Annotated in this window: 14 protein-coding genes; 2 read left to right on the top strand and 12 right to left on the bottom strand. The window is 75.2% G+C overall.

Annotation, left to right across the window (positions count from 1 at the left end; translation table 11 throughout):
• Positions 1-40: 40 nt before the first annotated feature.
• The 5 genes from O2W14_RS08400 to O2W14_RS08380 all read right to left on the bottom strand — a co-directional run bounded on the left by O2W14_RS08400 (position 41) and on the right by O2W14_RS08380 (position 4,542).
• Positions 41-943 carry a PaaX family transcriptional regulator gene (locus O2W14_RS08400; protein WP_269175628.1) on the bottom strand — a complete coding sequence of 301 codons (903 nt, stop codon included), beginning with the start codon at positions 941-943 and terminating at the stop codon, positions 41-43.
• 83 nt (positions 944-1,026) lie between these two features.
• Entirely contained in the window at positions 1,027-1,845 is an 819-nt protein-coding gene (locus tag O2W14_RS08395; RefSeq protein ID WP_269175627.1) for an amino acid ABC transporter ATP-binding protein, read from the bottom strand.
• Positions 1,835-2,794 (bottom strand): amino acid ABC transporter permease, encoded by a 960-nt coding sequence (locus O2W14_RS08390; protein ID WP_269175626.1) that lies wholly within the window; start codon positions 2,792-2,794, stop codon positions 1,835-1,837. Before O2W14_RS08390 ends, O2W14_RS08395 begins: the two co-directional genes overlap by 11 nt.
• On the bottom strand, positions 2,791-3,693 hold the full coding sequence (locus O2W14_RS08385) for a transporter substrate-binding domain-containing protein (RefSeq protein ID WP_269175625.1): 903 nt from the start codon (positions 3,691-3,693) through the stop codon (positions 2,791-2,793). Before O2W14_RS08385 ends, O2W14_RS08390 begins: the two co-directional genes overlap by 4 nt.
• A 327-nt stretch (positions 3,694-4,020) precedes the next feature.
• Positions 4,021-4,542, bottom strand: a complete 522-nt coding sequence (locus tag O2W14_RS08380) for a MarR family winged helix-turn-helix transcriptional regulator (protein WP_269175624.1) — start codon at positions 4,540-4,542, stop codon at positions 4,021-4,023.
• Positions 4,543-5,001: 459 nt separating this feature from the next.
• On the opposite strand from O2W14_RS08380, the gene O2W14_RS08375 reads away from it, so the two are divergent.
• The gene (locus O2W14_RS08375) at positions 5,002-6,399 is read left to right on the top strand and encodes an alpha/beta hydrolase family protein (RefSeq protein ID WP_269175623.1); all 1,398 of its coding nucleotides are present in this window, start codon (positions 5,002-5,004) and stop codon (positions 6,397-6,399) included.
• Between the two features lie 83 nt (positions 6,400-6,482).
• The gene (locus O2W14_RS08370; protein ID WP_269175622.1) at positions 6,483-7,943 is read left to right on the top strand and encodes a benzaldehyde dehydrogenase; all 1,461 of its coding nucleotides are present in this window, start codon (positions 6,483-6,485) and stop codon (positions 7,941-7,943) included.
• Here O2W14_RS08370 and O2W14_RS08365 read toward each other — a convergent pair.
• From O2W14_RS08365 to O2W14_RS08335, 7 genes are all read right to left on the bottom strand, one after another.
• On the bottom strand, positions 7,931-8,779 hold the full coding sequence (locus tag O2W14_RS08365; protein ID WP_269175621.1) for a TIGR03084 family metal-binding protein: 849 nt from the start codon (positions 8,777-8,779) through the stop codon (positions 7,931-7,933). The genes O2W14_RS08370 and O2W14_RS08365 overlap by 13 nt on opposite strands.
• The gene (locus tag O2W14_RS08360; protein WP_269175620.1) at positions 8,776-10,326 is read right to left on the bottom strand and encodes a class I adenylate-forming enzyme family protein; all 1,551 of its coding nucleotides are present in this window, start codon (positions 10,324-10,326) and stop codon (positions 8,776-8,778) included. The genes O2W14_RS08365 and O2W14_RS08360 overlap by 4 nt, the downstream gene beginning before the upstream one ends.
• 3 nt (positions 10,327-10,329) lie before the next feature.
• Complete coding sequence (locus O2W14_RS08355; RefSeq protein ID WP_269175619.1) at positions 10,330-11,616, bottom strand: ABC transporter substrate-binding protein; 1,287 nt, start codon at positions 11,614-11,616, stop codon at positions 10,330-10,332.
• Positions 11,613-12,785: a branched-chain amino acid ABC transporter permease gene (locus O2W14_RS08350; RefSeq protein WP_269175618.1), complete on the bottom strand. Its 1,173-nt coding sequence runs from the start codon at positions 12,783-12,785 to the stop codon at positions 11,613-11,615. The genes O2W14_RS08355 and O2W14_RS08350 overlap by 4 nt, the downstream gene beginning before the upstream one ends.
• On the bottom strand, positions 12,778-13,671 hold the full coding sequence (locus tag O2W14_RS08345) for a branched-chain amino acid ABC transporter permease (RefSeq protein ID WP_269175617.1): 894 nt from the start codon (positions 13,669-13,671) through the stop codon (positions 12,778-12,780). The genes O2W14_RS08350 and O2W14_RS08345 overlap by 8 nt, the downstream gene beginning before the upstream one ends.
• Positions 13,672-13,735: 64 nt before the next feature.
• Positions 13,736-15,298 (bottom strand): ATP-binding cassette domain-containing protein, encoded by a 1,563-nt coding sequence (locus O2W14_RS19995; protein WP_269175616.1) that lies wholly within the window; start codon positions 15,296-15,298, stop codon positions 13,736-13,738.
• A 499-nt stretch (positions 15,299-15,797) separates the two neighbouring features.
• Positions 15,798-16,226 (bottom strand): MarR family winged helix-turn-helix transcriptional regulator, encoded by a 429-nt coding sequence (locus O2W14_RS08335; RefSeq protein ID WP_269175615.1) that lies wholly within the window; start codon positions 16,224-16,226, stop codon positions 15,798-15,800.
• Between the last annotated feature and the right edge of the window lie 47 nt (positions 16,227-16,273).

Raw genomic sequence — 16,273 nt, 5'->3', positions numbered from 1 at the left:
ACGTCGGGCGGGAAGGTGGGGGTGGGCCGACGGTGGGACGTCAGCGGTCGCCGGTGCCGCGGACCAGCCGGGCGGCCGGGCGACCCGGGAGCGGTGCGACGGTGGCCGCGGGGGCCACCGACTCGGCGCCGTCGTCGCGCAGGAGCTCACCGAACTCGGCGTCGGCGGCGGCCCGCCAGCGGGCCGACCGTTCGAGGAAGAGCTCGGTGGCCGCCGCCGCGGGCCAGTCGGGCGGCAGGTGGGAGGCGGGGAGGCCGGGGTCGGCGACCTGGACCTGCTGCCAGGCGGAGATGAGCGCCACGTCGTTCGCCAGGTACCGGCCCGGCTGCGGACGCCGACCACCCCACACGTCCAGGAATCGGCGGTACCCCTCGGCGACGGCGTCCAGGTCCCACACGTCCTGGACCGAGCCGACCAGGCGGTGCGGGTCGGCCGGGCGGGCGTGGAACACGTCGACCCGGTCGCGCAGGCCCATCCGGTCCAGCGTGGGCAGCACGTCCACCTCCCCCGAGGCGATCCACAACCCGCTGCGCAGCAGGCCGAAGCCCCGGTAGGCCAGGGCCGTCCGCAGGCTGTGCCGGGCGGCCCGCTCGCTCTCCGGGATGGAGAAGCTGAGCAGGGTCCAGGTCCCCTCCCGGTCGACGGGCGACGGCGGGCCGAAGATCCGCCGTTCCCCCTCGGTCAGGACGCCGCTCAGGGAGGGCGACACGGTGAAGTAGGCGCGCCGCCCGATCCGGTGCCGTTCCAGGTGACCGCGCTTGACCATCCGGGTGATCGTCGACCGGGCCGCCTGCTGGGAGACCCCCAGCTGCTCCAGGACGGCGATCAGGACGCTGGAGGCCACCCCGGTGGGCGAGCCGAGGACGTGCCTGCCGAGGAAGGTGAACAGCAGCGTCTGGGGGCGGTGCCCGTCGAGCTCCTCCGCGGCCGGGAGACCGGTCACGACGGACGCCCCGGCCCCGGTCACCCGGTCGACGTGCGCAGCCTGCCCCGATCCCGCCCGCGCGACGGCCGATGGGGACGTCGTCACGGAGCGGCGGAGAACCGGTGCAGGAACGTCTGCAGCCGTTCGGTCGCGGGCCGGCCGAACACCTGGTCCGGTGGTCCCTGCTCGACGACGGTCCCGGCGTCCATGAACACGACGCGGTCGGCCACCTCGCGGGCGAACTGCAGCTCGTGCGTCACCACGATCATGGTCATCCGCTCCTGGGCCAGGGACTTCATGACGCCCAGGACCTCGCCCACGAGCTCGGGGTCCAGCGCGCTCGTGGGCTCGTCGAAGAGCATGAGGCGCGGGCGCATCGCCATCGCCCGGGCGATCGCCACCCGCTGCTGCTGCCCGCCGGACAGCTGGGAGGGGTAGGCGTCGGCCTTGTGTCCCAGGCCCACCCGCTCCAGCAGCTCGCGGGCGCGTTCGCGGGCCTCGGGGGCCGGGACCCCCAGCGCCCGCACCGGCGCCTCCCACACGTTGCGGGCCACGGTCAGGTGCGCGAAGAGGTTGAAGGACTGGAAGACCATCCCCATCCGCCTGCGCTGGGCGGCGGTCCGCCTCGTCGGCAGCCGGCGGAGCACCCCACCGCGGTCGACCCGGAAGCCCAGCAGCTCACCGTCGAGCTCGATGGAGCCGGCGTCGATCTGCTCGAGCTGGTCGATGCACCGCACCAGCGTCGACTTGCCCGAGCCGGAGGGGCCGATGACCACGACGACCTCCCCCTCGGCCACGTCGAGGTCGACCCCCTGCAGGGCCTGGACCCCGCCGAAGACCTTGCCGACCCCGCGGGCGCGCAGGACCGGCGGTGCGTCGGCGGGCCCGGCCGCCGGGGTGCGGATCGGGTCAGTAGCCACGGGAGAACCGCCGTTCCAGCCAGGACTGCCCCGTGGTGAGGACGGCCACGAGCACGATGTACCAGAGGATCGCCACGATCAGCAGCGGGACGACCTCGAAGGTGCGGGTGTAGACCTCCCGCGCCGCGCCGAGCAGGTCGGTCATGGAGATGACGCTGACCAGCGACGTGCCCTTGAGCAGCGAGATCACCTGACTGCCCATCGGCGGCAGGATGATCCGCGTGGCCTGCGGCAGGCGGATGCGGAAGAAGGTGTCCCGGGCCGGCAGCCCCAGCGACGTGGCCGCCTCCAGCTGGCCCCGGGGCACCGAGGACAGACCCGAGCGGATGATCTCCGCGCTGTAGGGGCTGTTGTACAGCGACAACCCGATCACGGCCGCGGTGTAGGGGGTGATCACGTCATTGGCGTCCCAGTCCCCGAACGACGGCCCGAACGGGATGCCGAGGGACAGCACGGGCACCAGGTAGGCGAGGTTGAACCAGAAGAGCAGCTGGACCAGCGGGGGCACGCTGCGGAAGACCGCGATCCACGCCGTGGCCAGGTAGCGCACCGGCGCCAGCGAGCTCAGCCGGGCCAGGCAGACCACCGCACCCAGCGCGGTGCCGAGGACCGTCGCCACCACCGTCAGCACGACGGTGGTGAGGAGCCCGTCCAGGACGGGCTCGGCGAACAGGTACTCCCCCACGACCTCCAGCTCCAGCCGGTCGCTGCGCAGCACGAAGGCCACGAGCTGTGCGGCCAGCACGGCCAGCACCGCCCAGGCCAGCCACAGCAGCGGCCGCCGCTCGGGACGGCTGTCCCGCGCGTCCGGTGCCGCTGCCGCCGTAACGGCCGGGGACGGCGCGGACCCGGGCCCGGGGGCCGCGGACCGGGCCGGCCCGGCGGCCGAGGTCGCCCCGCGGCGCCCCGGGACGGTCGCCCTGAGCGACCGCGGACCAGGGCCGGTCATGCCGGGTTGAGGACCGGCTCGTCGACCATGGAGTCGGCGAGGTTCCACTTGGTCATGAGCTCCTCGTAGACGCCCTGGTCGATGAGGGCCTGGAAGGCGGCCGTGACGGCCTCGCCCACGCCGGAGCCGCGCAGCGCCATCCCGGCGGTGAGGTCGGAGGAGCCGGTGTCCTGCACGATGACCTCGTACCTCCCCTCCCGCTGGAGCTGGATGTAGCGGCCGTCGGACTCGTTGGCCGCGAACGCGTCGGCGCGGCCGGAGTCCACGGCGAGCCGGGCGCCGTCCGCGGTGAGCGGGAGGGGCGTGAGCGTCTCGCCGCCCCCGGCGGAGCACTCCTCGGCCAGCTTGGTCACGAAGGACTCCATGGAGCTGCCCTCCTCGTAGGCCACGGTGTTCCCGCACAGGTCGCCGGGGGCCTTGAGCTCGTCGGCCCGGTCGCTGCTGATCAGGTAGGAGGGGCCGATCGTCAGCCACCCCACGAGGTCGAAGTCCTTCTGGCGCTCCGGGGTGGCGCGCACCCCACCGATGAAGAAGTCGGCCCGCGCGGACTGCAGCGAGAGCAGGACCGAGTTGAGGCCGTCGGTCGGCTGGAACTCGATGTCGATGTCGAGCACCTGCTCCATCGCCGCCTCGAGGTCCGGCCCCAGGCCGGTGAAGCCGTCGGCGCCGTCGACGTAGAAGGGCGGCTTGGGTGCCCCCGTCCAGGTCATCGTGCCGCTGTCCTTGATCGCCTGGGGCAGCAGGTCGGCCGCCGCCTGGGAGAACTCGGCCGTCACGGCATCGGCCGGGGCCGGGGCGGCGCCGGTGCCCCCGGCTGCCCCGTCCCCACCACCGCCGCCACCGCAGGCGGTGAGGGTGAGCAGGGCCGTGGCCGCCGCAGCTGTCGCGAGCCTCTTCATGGGAACTCCAGTCCTGGGGCGCCCTTGCCCCGTCGACGCACTGATGTGACCTGCAACTCACATCGCCGGGGAAGTTAGTCGGAAACGTGGCGACCGTCAACAAAACGCCTCACGTCATATCGGCCGATCTCGTCCAGGGAGCACGGAGGCGGCGACCGGTGACGCCCAGGCCCCGCACGGGCCGGCACCGGCCGCGGGCACGACCACCCGGCCGCCGCCGGGGTGCTGCCGCGCCACGGGGGCGTCCCGGACCAGCGCCTCCCGAGCGGGCGAGGTCCCGGCGGGCGGAGCTGGGGCAGTGCCGACGGACGGGCGCCGGCGGACGGACTAGGAGCGGTGCCGGCGGAGCGCGACCGCCTCGCGCTCGAGGTCCTCGTCGCCGAAGTACCCACCGGCCAGGACCTCTGCGGCGTGCTGCAGCGCCGACAGCAGCATGCCCCGCTCGGCGGGGGGCATGCCGGCGAGAATCCGGTCCTCGATGCCGATCATGTCGGCCAGGCACGCGTTCAGCGTCACGGTGCCGAGCTCGGTGGGGCGGGCCAGCCTGACGCGCCTGTTGCCGGGGTGGGCACTCCGTCCCACCAGCCCCCGCGCCACGAGGTCGGACAGCACCAGGTGGGTGGCCTGGGACGACACGAACATCAGCCGCGCCAGCTCCGCGTTGGACCGGGGGACCTGGTCGCTGAGCAGCAGCAGCATCCGGTACTCCGGCACGCTGATCGAGTGCCGCGCGACGACGAGCTCGGTGGCCCGGGTGAGTGCCCGCGCCAGCCGCTGGGAGACGTACTCCACGCGGGACGCGGCGGCCCGGGGAGCCCGGTCCGGGTCGACCGCGGACGCGGACGGCACGGGGGCCTCGTCGACGTCCTCGGGACCCGGCCCCCCAGCGGCGGCGGTCACGACCCGGGGGCCGGGTGCCGGGACGTGCAGCGCGTGCCGGCCGGCCGGATGGGTGCCGCAGGCACCCGGTCGCACCCCGCCCGCCCGCCGCCCACCGGGAGAGTCTGACAGGGGCGACCGTCGCCCCGATCGGCGACGGGGACCGCGATCTCGCGAGGACGCACCAGGCCTACCGGCCAGCGGAAGTGCGCCCCACCCGTCGATCAGGCCACCTGACACCCGCCTGACGTGGCCCCCCGCTCTTCTCCGCGACCGGACTCACGGGATGTCAAGCGACTTGAGGTTGACAGGTCGGGCGGGGTCCTTAGACGCTCTCCCCACCGGCAGGTGGTCCAGGTCACAGGACCCGCCCGGCACCGGTGGACGGTCCTGCGCCGCCCGCCGCCCGCACCCCCGTGGAGGAACCGAGTGCGCACACGCCCCCGAACCGCCGGCCTGCTCCTGGCCACCGCCCTGGTCACCGGCGCCGTCTCCGGCACCGGCACCGCCGCGGCCACCCCGGTCACCAGCCCACCCGGCGGCACCGCGTGCCTGGCCGGGAACACGGCCCGGCCCTCCTGCATCAGCGGCACGCTCGAGGACGGGACGCCCTACGAGTTCGTCGTCCCCGCGCGGTGGAACGGCACCGTCGTGGTGGCCCTGGACTTCGTCGGGCCCGGACCGGGTGAGCCGCTGACCCAGCGCCTGCTCGACGACGGCATCGCCCGCGGCGGCACGACCCGGGCGGTCACCGGGTGGGACATCCGCGGCGCGATCGACAACCAGGCCGAGGCGCTCGCGGAGTTCGAGGCGGCCTACGGCCCGGCCCGCCGGGCGATCGCCTCCGGCGCCTCCATGGGCGGGTTCGTCTCCGCCGGGGCCGTGCAGGAGCACCCCGACGTGTTCGACGCCGCCGTCCCGATGTGCGGCGGGCTCGGCGGCGCGGTCGCCCAGTGGAACCAGAAGCTGGACACGGTGTTCGTGCTCGAGGAGCTCGTCGCCCCGGGGTTGCCGGTGGTCGACATCGGCGACGTCCCCACCGCCCGCGAGGCCTGGGTCCGTGCCCTCACCGACGCGCAGCAGACCCCCGAGGGGCGGGCCCGCATCGCCCTCGCCTCCGCGATCGGCCAGCTCCCGGCCTGGGGTGTCCGGCCCGACGGCACGCAGCCCCTGCCGCCGGACCGCGAGGACGCCGCCGCCCTGGAGGAAGGCGCCTTCCTGGCCCTCGCCGGTGGGCCGCTGCCCTACATCGGACAGGCGATGAGCAGTCGGGCCACCTTCACCGCGCTGGTGGGCGGGAACCCGTCCTGGAACACGGGGGTGGACTACGCGCGGCAGCTCCGGGCGGCCGACCCCATGGTGAGGCGGGCGGTCCGGGAGCTCTACGCCGAGGCCGGTCTCGACCTGGGCGAGGACCTCGACGCCCTGGCCGCGGCCCCCCGCATCGCCGCGGACCCGGCGGCCGTGGAGCGCTTCTCCCGCGGCATCGTCTTCGACGGTGACCTGCAGGTGCCGGTGCTCACGATGTCCGGCACCGGGGACCAGATCTCCACCGTGACCCAGCAGCAGTACTACGAGTCGCTGGTGCGTCGCGCCGGCAAGGGCCACCAGCTCCGGCAGACCTACACCGAGACCGTGGGCCACTGCACCTTCTCCCCCGCCGAGCAGCACGCAGCCCTGCGGACCATGGTGCGGCGGCTGGAGACCGGCGCCTGGCCCGCGACGTCCGCGAGTGCGATGGACCGTCGAGCCGCAGCCCTGGGTGCCGAGCCCGCGCCGCGGTTCGTGGAGCCCGCCCTGCCCCGCTTCAACCGGCCGCTGCGCTGAGGACGGGCCGGACCGCACCGCCGGGGCACCGGCGTACGGTCCGGCCCGAACACCCTGAAGCGACTGTGGAGAGGACCCATCGGATGGCACTGCTCGAGGACGGCGGATGGCGCGGCAAGGTGTGGACCGGCGCCTGGACCGACGGCGCCGGTGGCACCTACACCGCGGTGGAACCGGCGACCGGTGAGGCGCTGGGCGAGGTCGGCCTGGCCACCCCCGCCGACGTCGCGGCGGCCGGCGCCCGGGCGGCGGCGGCCCAGCGCGGGTGGGCGGCGCTGCCGTTCGAGCAGCGCGCGGCCGTGCTGCGCAAGGCCGGTGACCTGCTCACCGCGAACGCCGAGGAGATCAAGGTCTGGCTGGCCCGCGAGTCCGGGTCGATCCTGCCCTTCGGCGACTTCCAGGTGCACACCAGCGCCCAGGAGTGCTACGAGGCCTCCGCGCTGCCCAGCCACCCTTACGGCGAGCTGCTGCGCACCGGCTCCCCGCGGCTGTCCTTCGCCCGCCGGGTGCCGGCCGGCGTCGTCGGCGTCATCGCGCCGTTCAACGTGCCCACCATCCTGGCGATCCGGGCGATCGCCCCGGCGCTCGCGCTGGGCAACGCCGTCATCCTGAAGCCCGACCCGCGGACGGCGGTCAGCGGCGGTGCGGTGTTCGCCCGGGTGTTCGCCGAGGCCGGCGTCCCGGAGGGCGTCTTCCAGGTGCTGCCCGGCGGCGCCGACGTCGGTGAGGCCCTCGTCGTCGACCCGGCGGTGCGGGTCATCGCGTTCACCGGCTCGACGAAGGCGGGGCGCGCGGTCGGCGCCCTGGCCGGTCAGCACCTCAAGCGGGCGCACCTGGAGCTGGGCGGCAACTCCGCGCTCATCGTGATGCCCGACGTCGACGTGACGGCGGCCGCCTCGGTCGGGGCGTGGGGCACCTTCGCCCACTCCGGCCAGATCTGCATGGCGACGTCCCGGCACCTGGTGCACGCCTCGATCGCCGAGGAGTACACCCAGGTCCTCACCGACAAGGTCAAGGACCTGCCCGTCGGCGACCCGTTCCGCGACCACGTGGCCCTCGGGCCCATCATCGACGCCGGGCAGCGCGACCGGGTGCACGGCCTGGTCACCGCCAGCGTCGAGGCCGGGGCCACCGTGCGCACCGGTGGCACCTACGACGGGCTGTTCTACCGGCCGACCGTGCTCGGCGACGTCCCGGTGGAGGCGCCCGCCTACCAGCAGGAGATCTTCGGCCCGGTCGCGCCGGTGACGCCGTTCTCCTCCGTCGACGAGGTGGCCGGGCTGGCCGCCGGCACCGAGTACGGGCTGTCGCTGGGCATCCTGACCCGGGACGTCTACGCCGGGCTGCAGCTGGCCGAGCGCATCCCGGCCGGGCTGGTGCACATCAACGACCAGACCGTGAACGACGAGGCGGTCGCCCCCTTCGGCGGGGTCGGGGCCTCGGGCACCGGCTCCCGCCACGGCGGCCCGCAGGCCAACATCGAGGCGTTCACCGAGACCCAGTGGGTGACGCTGCGCGGGGACCTGCCGACCTACCCGTTCTGACCCGCGGGCGGGTCCCGGTCCTCGTCGCGACGAGGGCCGGGGCCCGTCGGCCCCCCGTCCCCGCGCGGCGGTGGGCCCTGACTGCCCGCGCCCGGGGCCCCGGCGAAGGCCTGGGCCACGTCCAGCCACCGCCCGGCGTCCGGGCCGACGGCGTGCAGGTCGAGCACGGCGCGCGGCCGGCGCTGCACGACGCGCAGGCAGAAGTCCAGCAGCGGCCCGGTGACCCGCTGGTCGGCGTCCTCGGGCCCGGCGGTCCACCGGCTGCCGTCGGCGCGGGTGAGCTCGACCCGGACCGGTGCCGCCGGTACGGGCAGCCCGTGCGCGGTGAAGGCGAAGTCCCGGGTCCGGACGCCGAGGTGGGCCACGTGGTCCAGCCGGCGCGACTCCCCCACCGGGTGGCCGAGGGCGTCCCGGACGTCGACGCCGTGCGCCCAGGTCTCCATGAGGCGGGCGGTGACCAGGGAGGCCACGCTCATCGGCGGGCCGAACCAGGGCAGCCGGGTGCCGTCGGGCACTGCGGCCAGCGCGTCGGCGAGCCGCTCCCGGCCGGCCCGCCACCGGGCGAGCAGGACCGCCGGCGGCGCGGCGGCACCGGCGCGCGCGCCCGCCTCCACCGCGTCCGGCGGGTCGCCGGCCACCCGGTCGGCGAAGGCCCCCGGGTCGGTGGCGGCGAGCAGGGCGACGTCGTCGGTCCAGGCCAGGTGGGCCACCTGGTGGCCGACGGTCCACCCCGCGGCGGAGGTGTCCCGGGTCCAGTCCGCCGGCGCCAGCGCGGTGAGCAGGTCCTCCAGCACGGCGCCCTCGGCGGCCAGGTCGGCCAGCAACGCCCCCCTCACGTCGTGCCCGCGGCGACGCGCCGCAGCTCGGCCCGCTGCACCTTGGCCGACGCCGTCATCGGCAGGGCGTCGACCACCCGCCACGACCGGGGCACCTTGAACGGCGCCAGCCGGTCCCGGCAGTGCGCCGTCAGCTCCGCCGGGCTCGGGTCCCGGTCCCCCGCCGGGACGACGAAGGCCACCACCAGCTCCCCCCACCGCGGGTCCGGCACCCCGACCACCGCGGCCCGGGCGACGTCCGGGTGGTCCACCAGCACCTCCTCGACCTCCACCGGGGAGACGTTCTCCCCGCCGGTCTTGATCATGTCCTTGAGCCGGCCGACCACCCGGCAGGCTCCGGCCGGGGTCATCTCGGCGAGGTCGCCGGTGTGCAGCCAGCCCTCGGGGTCGATCGCCTCGGCGGTGGCGACCGGGTCGTCGAGGTACCCCCGGGTGATCCGCGCACCCCGCACCCACAGCTCGCCCGGCGTCCCCAGCGGGACGGGCGCCCCGTCGGGGTCGGCGACCCGGACGTCGGTGCCGGCCAGCGGTGCGCCGACGGTCTCCCGGCGCACCGGGTCGGGGTCCTCCGGGGAGGTCTGCAGCACCGCACCGCAGGTCTCGGTCATCCCGAAGGTGATCGACAGCCGGGCGCCGAACACCGCCTCCACCCGGTCCACGAACGCCGGTGTCACGGTCATCCCGCCGGTGAACAGCACCCGCAGGTCGGGGAGGTCGGGCGGGCCGGCCGCGGCCAGCAGGTCCAGCAGGGTGGGCGCGGCGGACAGCATGCTCACCCGGTGCGCCCGGAGCACCTGCAGGACCGGCTCCGGGGCGAAGGGCAGCACGACGTGCTCGGCGCCCGCGCTCAGCGCCCCGACCACGCCCAGCACGTTGCCGGCGGTGTGGAACAGCGGCATCGGGTTGCACCACACCCGCCCGGCGGTCGGGCCCAGCCGCTGCGCGAACGCCGTCCCGGTCGCGACCATCCCGGCGTGGGTGATCAGCACGCCCTTGGCCCGCCCGGTCGTCCCGGAGGTGAACTGCACCTGGGCCAGCGACTCCGGCTCGACGACGGGCAGGTCCCCCGGTGCCGCCCAGGGCAGGCCCGCCCGCCAGTCGGTGCCCACCCGCAGCACCTCGACACCGTCGACGGCGGCGCACAGGTCGGCCACCGGGTTGCCCGCCACCTCCTCGGCGGCCAGCGCCAGCACCGCACCGGAGAGCCGCAGCGCGTGCTCGACCTCCGCGGGCCGGGACCGCGGGTTGACCGGCACGAGCGTCATGCCGGCCAGCGCGACCCCGAGCTGCACGAGCACCGGCGCGGGCCCGTTGCCCAGGCAGGTGGCGATCCGCGCACCGGGCGCGTGCCGGGCCAGCAGCCCGGCGGCCAGCGACTCGGCGTCGGCGAGCAGCTCCGCCGCCGTCCAGGACCCCCCGGTGTCCGGGGTGGTCAGCAGCAGGTCGTCGGGTCCGCGGCCGGCGGCCCGGCGGAGGACGTCCCCGAGGACGCCGTCGGCCGGGCCGGCGGCCGGCGCCCGCAGCTCGCTGACCACGGGCGCGGGCACCGGTCAGCCCCCGTAGGAGAAGGACTCCGCGCTGGGACCGCTGAGCTCGTCCACCAGCGCCAGCCCGGCCGGGGCGTCCGCGTCGACCTTGGACAGGTAGACGGTCGTGGTCGGCGACTGGCCCACCTGCGAGTAGTCCAGACCGTCGGGCAGCAGACCCTGCGTGTCCACCGAGGAGCTCTCCCGCAGCGCGGCGACGACGCCCTCCGGGGTCAGGTCACCGGAGTCGCAGGCGCCCTGGAGCGCCTGCTTCAGCAGCTCCCCCTGGACGTAGGCCAGCGGCACCTCCCAGCCCAGCGCACCGTCGGGGTCGGCCTGCGCGTACAGCTCGTTGGCCGCCTTCACGCCCTCGGCGTCGGAGGAGTAGGGCGCGACGCTGGTGATGCTGTAGGTGTTGGCCAGCAGCGCGTCCCTGGCCGGGGTGGTCAGCAGCGAGGGGTTGAAGGTCGGGTTCATGCCGATGAGCGGCACGTCGACGCCCTGCGAGGCCAGCGATCCGGCCAGCGAGGCCAGCTGCGTGGGCGCGGCCCCCAGCACGACACCGGCGACGCCGGCCTGGGCCAGCGCGGACGCCTGCGCGGACAGGTCGGTGGTGGCCGAGGTGATCTCCTGGGCCACGATCTCCACGCCCCGCTCCTCGGCCGCGTGCTCGGCGCCGGCCAGCACGTCGGCGCCGTAGTCACCGGCGAAGTACACGACGCCGATCCGCGCCCCCTCCGCCACGCCCAGCCCGTCGACCAGGTGGTCGATCGCGTTGGCGCCCTCGATGGCGTAGGAGGCACCGGGCAGCTGGTTGTTCGCGTACTGCAGGGCGCTGCCGGCCCAGCCGACGCCGCCCACGTAGACGTCGTCCTGCTCGGCCAGCGGGAGCACCGCGGCGCTGGTCGGGCCGCCGAGGACCTGCTGCAGCGCGATGACGTCGGGCGCCATGCTGCGGTAGAGGGTGACGGCCTTCTGCGGGTCGTAGCCGTGGTCCTGCACGTCGACGGCGACGTCCCGGTCGCAGACGCCGCCGGCGGCGTTCACCTGGTCCCAGTAGGCCTTGGTCTCGGTGACCTGGACCGCCGCGCCGGCGGCGAAGGGCCCGGACAGGTCGGTCAGCATCCCGATCCGGATCTCGGCGTCGGTGACCCCGTTGCCGGTCTGCACCTCACCCGAGCCGGCGGCGGACCCGGAGCCGGAGCCCGCCGCGGTGCCGGCCTGGTTCGGGTCGGTAGTGCTGCACGCGGCCAGCGCGAGCGCGGTGGCCGCCCCCAGCGTGAGGGCACGGGCGCGGGGCAGGTGCGTCATGGGGTGGTCTCCTTCGACCGTGCGGGGCCGCCGGCCGGGCGGCCGACGTCGTGGGTGCTGAGCGGGTCGTGCGGTGTGGGACCCGGCGCGGACGGCGGTGCGCCCGGGGCGCTGCCGTGCCGCAGCCGGCGGGCGGCGCCGGCCAGCCCACCGCGGAGGAACAGCAGGACGGCGATGATCGCCAGCCCGTAGACGATCCGGGACGCCGTCGAGGGGTCCAGCCCGCCGGAGCCTGGGGCGGCCAGGAAGGGCAGCGACCCGCTGTACTCGGCCAGCACCAAGGGCAGCGCGGTGACGAACAGCGCCCCGACGACGGCACCGCCGACCGAGCCCAGGCCGCCGAGCACGATCATCACCAGGAAGTCGACGGAGGCGGTGAGGCTGAAGACGTCGGGGGCCACCCGCCCGTAGGCCAGCGCGAGCATCGCCCCGGCGACCCCGGCGTAGGCCGAGGAGACGACGAACACCGACGCCTTGGCCCGGGCGACCCCGATCCCCATCGCCGCGGCGGCCGTCTCGGAGTCCCGGACGTTGGCCCAGGCCCGCCCGGTGCGGCCGGACCGCAGGTTGCCGGCCAGCCAGCACGCGGCCAGGGCCAGGACGAGGAAGAGGTACCAGAGCCGGTGCAGCCCCTCGAACTCCACGCCCGCGACGGCCAGGTAGTCGGGGTCGGAGTTGCTGAAGCTGAACCCGCCGAGGGCGAAGGACTCCACCGAGCGACCGGTGAACCCGCCGGTCCACTGGTCGAGGTTGACCAGCAGGTGCCGGACGACGAAGACCAGGCCGAGCGTGGCCAGCCCCAGGTAGATGCCGCGCAGCCGGCCGGCGACGGGTGAGAAGGCCGCCCCGACCAGCGCGCTGACCACGGCGGCCAGCACCAGCCCGGCCAGCGGGGGCAGCCCGGCACCGCCGACCGTCGACGTCGCCTCCCCGGTGGACCAGGCGTAGACGTAGGCACCGATGGCGGCGAACGCCGCGTGCCCCAGCGACAGCTGCCCGGCGACGCCGACCAGCAGGGTCAGCCCGACCGCGCCGATGGCCGCGGCCATCACGAACAGGCCGGTCTGCAGCCAGAAGTCCGACAGCGCCAGGGGCAGCGCGAGGGCGACCAGCACGAGCACCAGCCCGCCGACCCGGCGGGGCCACGGGTTCCCGCGCAGCTCAGACACGGACGGCCTCCTTGCTGCCCAGCAGGCCCGAGGGCCGCACGAGCAGGACGACGATCATGACGACGTAGGGCGCGACCTCGCCGAAGCCGGTGCCGACGAACCGCTCCAGGTCGCCCTCGTAGCCGGTGACCAACGCGCTGGTGAGCCCGATGACCAGGCCGCCCACGACGGCGCCGGGCACGGAGTCGAAGCCGCCGAGCACCCAGGCCGGGATCGCCGCGAACGCGCTGAGCGCGACGGTCGGGGCCACCCCGGGTGCCGGGAAGGAGGTCAGGAAGACCCCGGCGACGGCGGCGAGCACACCCGCCAGCGCCCAGCCGGTCGCCGCGGTGCGGGTCAGCCGGATGCCCATCAGCGAGGCGGTCGGGCCGTCGGCGGCCGCCGCGCGCATGCCGACGCCCAGGTCGGTGCGGGCGAAGAGGTACCAGAGTCCGGCGAAGGCCACCACGGTGACGCCGGCGGCGACCACCCGCCCGGTGGGCAGCGACACGTCGCCGAACCGGACCACCGAGGCCCCCCACGGGGCGCCGAGGGTGAGCACCTGGTTGCCGATCCGCCGGGTCAGCTCGGTGAGCAGCACGATGTCGACGCCGAGCATCAGGATCGCCGCGGTGCCGGCGTTCTGGTCCGCCAGGTGGCGCACCAGCAGCGCGTTGATGGCCACCCCGACCAGCGCGGACCCGGCCATGCCGACGAGCAGGGAGGGCCAGAAGCCGAGGGTCGGGTGCAGCACCGCGACCAGGTAGGCACCCAGCAGCACCACCGAGCCGTGCGCGAAGTTCAGCACCCCCGTGGAGGTGAAGACGATGGCGAAGCCGGCGGCGATGAGGCTCAGCACCAGGCCGTAGGACAGCCCGTTGAGCACCTGCGCCAGGAAGTAGGTCATGCCGCCTCCCCCGCTCCGCGCTCGTCGCCGGCAGGGACGGCAGCTGTGCTCGCCAGCGGATCGCTCATGCCGCCGCCGCCCCCAGGTAGGCCCGGACGACCTCGGGGTCCCGCTGCACCTGGGCCGGGGTGCCCTCGGCGATCTTCTTCCCGAAGTCCAGGACGGTGACCTGCTCGGCCAGGCCCATGACGAAGGGCATGTCGTGCTCGACCAGCACGATCGACAGGCCCAGGTCGCGGCGGACCTGGCGGATGGTGTCGGCCATGTCCTGGGACTCCCCGTGGGTCATCCCGGCGACCGGCTCGTCCAGCAGCAGCAGCGAGGGGCGGGCGGCCAGCGCCCGGCCCATCTCCACCCGCTTGCGGTCGCCGTAGGCCAGCGTGTGCACCGGCGTCCGGAGCAGGTGGCCGATGCCGAGCAGCTCGGCGATGCCGGCGACGGTCTCCCGGTGCTCGCGCTCCTCCCGGCGGACCCGCGGTGTGCGCCAGGCGCCCGACACCACGCCGGCCCGCATCAACCGGTGCCGGCCGACGAGCAGGTTGTCCTCGACGGTGTCCTCGAGGGCCAGGGAGATGTTCTGGAAGGTCCGGGCCACCCCGAGGCCGGCCACCCGGTGGGCCGGCAGCGCGGTGAGCTCCTCGTCGCCGTAGTGCACCGTGCCCTCGGTGGCCCGGTAGGCCCCGCCCAGGACGTTGACCAGGGTGGACTTGCCGGCCCCGTTGGGCCCGATGAGGGCGTGCACGGTGCCCGGCTCGACGGTGAAGCTCACCTCGGACAGGGCGGTGATGCCGCCGAACCGCACGGTCAGCCCCTCGACGCGCAGCCGCTGCGGTGGCTCCGCGGTCGGGATCGCCGGCTGGTCGAGGACCGGTTCGGTGGCCACCACCGGCACGGCGACCCCCAGGTACCGCTCCTGCACCTCGTCGCTGGCGGCGAGCTCCGCGGCCGACCCGGCGGCGGTGACCCGGCCGACCTCCAGCACGGAGGCGGCGTCGGCGACCCGCAGGCCCATCACCGCGTTCTGCTCGATGAGCAGCACCGCGGTGCCCTGCCGGTTGATCTCGGTGATGATCTCGCCGATCTGGTCGACGAGCAGCGGTGCCAGCCCGAGCGAGGGCTCGTCGAGCAGCAGCAGCCGTGGGGAGACCATCAGCGCCCGGCCCATGGCGAGCATCTGCTGCTGGCCACCGGACAGCAGGCCGCCGGGTTGGTCCCGGCGCTCAGCCAGGATCGGGAACAGGTCGAACACCCGGTCGCGGGCCTGCGCCCGGGCCCGGGCGTCGCGCACCGTGTACCCGCCGGCCCGCAGGTTCTCCTCCACCGTCAGGTCGCGGAAGACCCGGCGCCCCTCCGGCACCTGCACCAGGCCCCGGGCGACGACGGCGGCGGTGTCGAGCCCGGCGAGGTCGGCACCGGCGAACCGGACGGTGCCACCGGTGACCGCACCGCCGTAGGAGCCCAGCGCCCGGGAGACCGCGCGCAGCAGCGAGGTCTTGCCGGCGCCGTTGGAGCCGAGGACCGCGACGACCTGCCCCTCGTCCACGGTCAGCGAGACGTCGGACAGCGCGCTGATGGTGCCGTCGTAGACGACGTCGAGGTGCTCGACGGACAGCAGGGGCGGGGACATCGTCGTCCTCCTGGTCTCACGTTCAGACCCAGACGCACGTCATCGTGGTCCAGGTCACGTAAAAGCTAGAGACTACGTCCGCGTGCGTCAATAGAGTGTCTAGCGTTATCTCGTCTCGACGCCAGCGTCCGACGACGACGTCCGCCCCCGGGCAGCTTCCGTGGGCCCACGGCCGGACGACGACGGACTTGCCGGACGAGGGGCCTCGGCGAGCTGCAGGACGGTCCTGGACCGCCCCGGGGCCGGTCGGTGCCGCCGTCCTGGGACGAGCCCGGCCGACGTCGTCGGCCAGGCCGACACCTCCCGCGCCGGCCGCTGCCGGGGACCGCCGGGCGCCGGCTCGGACACCGGACATGTCGGGCGCCCGCGCCGCACACACCGGTCGGCGGCCCCGGCCCCCCGCACGCACGACTGCCGCCGAGCACCACTGCGGCACCGCGCTCCGTGCGCGGGCACCCTCGGCGTGGACCCACGCGCCTCAGGGACGGGAGCAGGAGGACTAGCCGGTGGCCGTCCAGATGCGGGTCAGCATGTCCCGCAACCGGTCGCGCTCGGCGTCCCCGAGCAGGCCCAGCGGGACCTCGACGGCGGCGTCGGCGGCCTCGCCGGCGGCCTCGCGGACCCGCCTGCCCTGCGCCGTCGGCACCACCAGCCGGGTACGCCGGTCGGTCTCGGCCGCCTGCCGCTCCACCAGCCCCGCGGCGACCAGCTCATCGACCAGCAGCACCACCTGGGAGGGGTCCAGGCCCAGGAACCCGGCCAGCTCGCGCTGGTTGAGCCCGTCGGCGGCCTCGCAGGCGAACACCAGCACCGAGTAGGTCCGCACCCGCAGCCCGTGCTCGGCCAGCGCGGCGTTCGTCGCCCGCACGACCTGGCCGCTGGCCCGGGACAGCAGGAACCCGAGGTCGTCGGCCATCGGCTGACCCATGCACACCTCCATCGTTGACAACCTCCACGATACGCACCTACGTTGCC

It is taken from the genome of Modestobacter sp. VKM Ac-2986 (genome assembly GCF_026967795.1).
Taxonomy (GTDB): Bacteria; Actinomycetota; Actinomycetes; order Mycobacteriales; family Geodermatophilaceae; genus Modestobacter.
This window is presented reverse-complemented; position numbering and strand designations above follow the sequence as displayed.

Excerpts from the sequence above, each read along its gene's own strand:
- O2W14_RS08390 (WP_269175626.1), bottom strand. The coding sequence starts at position 2,794 with ATGACCGGCCCTGGTCCGCGGTCGCTCAGGGCGACCGTCCCGGGGCGC.
- O2W14_RS08385 (WP_269175625.1), bottom strand. The coding sequence starts at position 3,693 with ATGAAGAGGCTCGCGACAGCTGCGGCGGCCACGGCCCTGCTCACCCTC.
- O2W14_RS08370 (WP_269175622.1), top strand. The coding sequence starts at position 6,483 with ATGGCACTGCTCGAGGACGGCGGATGGCGCGGCAAGGTGTGGACCGGC.
- O2W14_RS08355 (WP_269175619.1), bottom strand. The coding sequence starts at position 11,616 with ATGACGCACCTGCCCCGCGCCCGTGCCCTCACGCTGGGGGCGGCCACC.
- O2W14_RS08345 (WP_269175617.1), bottom strand. The coding sequence starts at position 13,671 with ATGACCTACTTCCTGGCGCAGGTGCTCAACGGGCTGTCCTACGGCCTG.
- O2W14_RS19995 (WP_269175616.1), bottom strand. The coding sequence starts at position 15,298 with ATGTCCCCGCCCCTGCTGTCCGTCGAGCACCTCGACGTCGTCTACGAC.
- O2W14_RS08335 (WP_269175615.1), bottom strand. The coding sequence starts at position 16,226 with ATGGGTCAGCCGATGGCCGACGACCTCGGGTTCCTGCTGTCCCGGGCC.